The sequence below is a fragment of the Mesorhizobium sp. M2A.F.Ca.ET.037.01.1.1 genome (genome assembly GCF_003998075.1).
In the GTDB taxonomy this organism is placed as follows: domain Bacteria; phylum Pseudomonadota; class Alphaproteobacteria; order Rhizobiales; family Rhizobiaceae; genus Mesorhizobium.
In genome coordinates, this window is sequence record NZ_RZSA01000665.1 from 1 (window position 1) to 3,870 (window position 3,870).

A 3,870-nucleotide genomic window follows, 5' to 3' on the forward strand; every position below is an offset into this window, starting at 1 on the left:
CCAAACCATTCCTGAAACCCGCTGCAGCGGAAAATGCATTTCCGCTGCGGCGCGCTTTTCAGCAACCGCCCCACTCGGATATTTTAGGTGGCCGGCCTATCTTGCGCGGCTGAAAGCCCTATTCTGTTTTGCCTATGCCATTGCCCTGGGAGCGAACCAAATGAACAAGCCCGTCACCTCCGCGCGCGTGCCCGGCCGCGGCCGCGTCTTCAATTCGATCACGGAGACGATTGGCGACACGCCGCTGGTCAGGCTGGACAAGTTCGCCAGGGAGAAGGGCATCGTCGCCAACCTGATGGCCAAGCTCGAATTCTTCAACCCCATCGCCTCCGTCAAGGACCGCATCGGCGTCGCCATGATCGAGGCGCTGGAGGAAGCCGGCAAGATTGCGCCCGGCAAGACCACGCTGATCGAGCCGACCTCCGGCAACACCGGCATCGCGCTCGCCTTCGCCGCCGCCGCCAAGGGCTACAAGCTGATCCTCACCATGCCGGAGACGATGTCGGTCGAGCGCCGCAAGATGCTGGCGCTGCTCGGCGCCGAGCTGGTGCTGACCGAAGGGCCGAAAGGCATGAAGGGCGCCATCGCCAAGGCCGACGAACTCGCCGCCACGCTGCCCAACGCCATCATCCCGCAGCAATTCGAGAACTCGGCCAATCCCGAGATCCACCGCCGCACCACGGCCGAGGAGATCTGGAACGACACCAATGGCGAGGTCGATATCTTCGTCGCCGGCATCGGCACCGGCGGCACCATCACGGGCGTCGGCCAGGTGCTGAAGAAGCGCAAGCCCTCGCTGCATATCGTGGCGGTCGAGCCGGAGGCCTCCCCGGTTCTGTCCGGCGGCCAGCCCGGCCCGCACAAGATCCAGGGCATCGGCGCGGGCTTCGCGCCGAAGATCCTCGACACGTCCGTCTATGACGAGATCGTCAGGGTGTCGAACGAGGATTCGGTCGCCAATGCCCGCCTGGTCGCGCGCCTTGAAGGCGTGCCGGTCGGCATCTCCTCGGGTGCCGCGCTCCAGGCGGCCATCGTCGTCGGCTCGCGGCCGGAGAACAAGGGCAAGAACCTCGTCGTCGTCATCCCCTCCTTCGCCGAGCGCTATCTGTCGACCATTCTGTTCGACGGGCTGGGGGCTTAGGGCGCCCTTCGTCATCAGCGGGCTTGACCGACCCGACGATTGTCTGTACGCGCGCCGGCAGCGGCGGCTTCGTCGTCGAGGCGGCGCTTGGCATGGCCGGCTCGGCAGACCGCATGCCTTGGAGATTGCCTGAAGCCTTCCAACTTCGTCAATCCACGGGCGGAGCAAGGAGCGAAGCGACGCGCGCAGACCCAAGGATCCATTCCGTGACTTCGACGCGCCGCAACGGTGCAGAATTCTGCTCCGCTGCATCCTACGATCGAGGTCACGGCATGGATCCCAGGGTCTCCGCGACGCCGCTTCGCGGCTGCTTCGCCCAGGGATGACGAAGTTGAGAGGCTTCCGCCAATCCCCAGCGTTTGCGCGATCCCCCGGAAAGGGTGATGACGCCTGCTCACCGATCAAACCGACATTAACCCCCCACAAGCTTCGCCTTCTCGCCTTGCAGGAAACGCCGCAGCGCCGGGTCGCGCTCGAGGCCGATCGCCTGGTCGTAGGCCTGCGCCGCCTGCTTCGTGTTGCCGAGCCTGGCCAAGAGCCCGGCGCGCGCGGCCCAATAGGGCTGGTAGTCCTGCAGCCGCTTGTCGTCGCCCAGCACATAGAGCGCCGCCAGCCCGGCTGTTGCACCCTCGGTTTCGGCGATGGCCACCGCACGGTTGATCGCCACCACCGGTGAGCCGGCGACGGAAAGCAGCGCGTCGTAAAGCTGGCGGATGGCCGCCCAGTCCGTGCCGCTGCCGCGCCGGCGCGCCGTGTGGGCGGACTGCACGGCGGCCTCGAGCTGGTAGCGGCCGATGAGGCCCCTTTGCGCGGCGCCCGCCAGCAAGGCCTCCGCCTCGTCGATCAGGCTGTCGTCCCAGAGCGCGATATCCTGTTCGGCCAAAGGCACGAAGTCTCCATCCGGGCCGCGCCGTGCCGAGCGGCGCGCCTCGGCGAACAGCATCAGCGCCAGCAGTCCCAGCGCCTCCGGCTCGTCCGGCATCAGCGAGGCGACCAGCCGTCCAAGCCAGATTCCTTCGCCGGCGAGGTTGCGCCGGCGGCTGTCGGTGCCGGTCGGATCCGACCAGCCTTCGGCGAAGGTGGCGTAGATCGCTTCCAGCACGGCGCCCAGCCGCTCGCCGAGCTCCGCCTTCTCCGGCACGCGAAAAGGAATCCCGGTCTCGCGGATGCGCGCCTTGGCCCGCACCAGCCGCTGCCCCATTGTCGCCGGCGAGACCAGGAAGGCAGAGGCGATCGTCGCGGCGTCGAAGCCGAGGATCGTCTGCAGGATCAGCGGCGCGCGCACGCTGGCTTCGATCGCCGGATGGGCGCAGGCGAACATCAGCCGCAACCGGTCGTCGGGCAGCTCCTCGCCGCTCATGCGCGCCGCCTCGCCGGTCAGCCGCCGCCGCACGGCGTCGACATCGCGCCGGCGCGCCACCGCGAGCAGCCAGGCTTCCGGCTGCGCCGGCACGCCAGTCCTGGGCCAGCGCTCCAGCGCGGCCGCGAAGGCGTCGGCCAGCGCGTCCTCGGCGCCGGCGACGTCGCGCGTGCGCGCCGCCAGCCAGGCGACCAGCTTGCCGTAGCTGCTCCGGGCGGCCGCTTCCGCCGCCGCCCGCGCGATCTCCGAGCGATCATCCATCGCGGCTCACTCCGCGGCGGCGACGTACTCTGCCATTTCCCAGATCGGCCGCACCTCGACCGTGCCGGTGGCGGACGCGGGACAGCGCGCGCCCCATTCGATGGCCGTGTCGATGTCGGCCGCCTCGATCATGTAGAAGCCGGCCAATTGCTCCTTGGTGTCGGCATAGGGGCCGTCGAGCACATTGGTCTTGCCGCCGGTGAGCCGCACCGAGGTGGCCGCCTGGGTCGGGCGCAGCCGCTCGCCGGCGATATACGCCCCGGATTTCTTCAGCGCTTCGGTGTAGGCGCCATAGGCCGCGAGCACCTGGTGGGTCTGCTCCTTTGGAGCATTCGCCATCGCGGCTTCGTCATTGTAGATCAAAAGCATGTATCGCATGGTCTTCTCCCGTTTCTTGAAGGCCGCGTCGTTGCGTGCCGACCTATGTCGTGCGGCATCGACCGATTTCGACAGGCGCCGGAAAAATCTTTCGTCCCCAAAGCAGCCAAGCGCAAGTCGGCGCTTTTTCGCCGCCACTCAACCGTTCGTCCAGATCATGATCCCAAAAAGTGGCCCCGGTTTTTTTGGAAAGGATCATGGTCAAACAGAATGCGTTGAATTGCGGGTTGGCATTTGGCTCCTCCCGTCTAAACTCACGAGTCTCGCGCCGGGGAGGCGGCAGCGCGACTGTTTTCAGGAGAGGAAACCCTATGCTCGATTTCAGGACGAAATTTGTTGCCGCCGGCGCCTTGGCGCTGTCGCTCGGTCTCGGCGCCGTATCGGCCGGGGCGCAGGAGTTCATCAATGTGCTCACCGGCGGCACGTCGGGCGTCTATTATCCGCTCGGCGTCGCGCTGTCCGAAATCTACGGCAAGGGCATAGAGGGCTCACGCACGCAGGTTCAGGCGACCAAGGCTTCGGTCGAGAACCTGAACCTCCTGCAGCAGGGCAAGGGCGAGATCGCCTTCGCGCTCGGCGATTCCGTCAAGATGGCCGCCGAGGGCAACACCGAAGCCGGCTTCCCGGGCAAGCTCGACAAGTTGCGCGGCATTGCCGCGATCTATCCCAATTATATCCAGATCGTCGCCAGCCAGGACTCCGGCATCAAGACGCTCGCCGACCTCAAGGG

General features: G+C 66.8%; 4 protein-coding genes. 2 read left to right on the plus strand and 2 right to left on the minus strand.

Going from position 1 to position 3,870, the window contains the following annotated elements; translation table 11 throughout:
* Positions 1 to 160: 160 nt before the first annotated feature.
* Positions 161 to 1,141 (plus strand): cysteine synthase A, encoded by a 981-nt coding sequence (gene cysK / locus EOA27_RS26495; protein ID WP_126080300.1) that lies wholly within the window; start codon positions 161 to 163, stop codon positions 1,139 to 1,141.
* A gap of 412 nt (positions 1,142 to 1,553) precedes the next feature.
* Here cysK and EOA27_RS26500 read toward each other — a convergent pair whose 3' ends face one another.
* Together EOA27_RS26500 and EOA27_RS26505 are read right to left on the minus strand one after the other, a co-directional pair.
* The gene (locus EOA27_RS26500; RefSeq protein WP_127257645.1) at positions 1,554 to 2,762 is read right to left on the minus strand and encodes a DUF6596 domain-containing protein; all 1,209 of its coding nucleotides are present in this window, start codon (positions 2,760 to 2,762) and stop codon (positions 1,554 to 1,556) included.
* A 6-nt stretch (positions 2,763 to 2,768) separates the two neighbouring features.
* Complete coding sequence (locus EOA27_RS26505; RefSeq protein ID WP_126080298.1) at positions 2,769 to 3,140, minus strand: YciI family protein; 372 nt, start codon at positions 3,138 to 3,140, stop codon at positions 2,769 to 2,771.
* Between the two features lie 311 nt (positions 3,141 to 3,451).
* Here EOA27_RS26505 and EOA27_RS26510 point away from each other — a divergent pair.
* Positions 3,452 to 3,870 (plus strand): TAXI family TRAP transporter solute-binding subunit (locus EOA27_RS26510; RefSeq protein WP_127257647.1); only part of this gene is annotated, 419 nt, incomplete at its 3' end.